Genomic DNA, 254 nt, shown 5'->3' on the forward strand with positions numbered 1-254 from the left:
TGATCAGCCTCCACCGACTCACTGGCGCCACCAACATCGCCAAAGCCCTCAGATACACCGCCAGAGATCCCGACCGGGCCCTCAAACTACTCCTGACAACCTAAAACACGACTTTGACGGCACCCTGATCCCTGACCCCCGCAAAGCGCGGGGACGGCGACACGCGTTGCCGGTGGTCCTGGCGCTCGCGGTCGCCGCGGTCGCTGCTGGCGCGAAATCGATCTACGCGATCGCCGACTACGCTGCCGACACCG

Annotated in this window: 1 protein-coding gene; it reads left to right on the forward strand. The window is 65.0% G+C overall.

What is annotated here, in order from left to right:
* Nucleotides 1-127: 127 nt before the first annotated feature.
* Nucleotides 128-254, forward strand: a 127-nt coding sequence (locus tag P0D62_RS19260; RefSeq protein WP_406708287.1) for a transposase family protein, incomplete at its 3' end; no start/stop codon positions are given.

Origin of the sequence: Tessaracoccus caeni (assembly GCF_029211185.1) — a bacterium.
Lineage (GTDB): Bacteria > Actinomycetota > Actinomycetes > Propionibacteriales > Propionibacteriaceae > Arachnia > Arachnia caeni.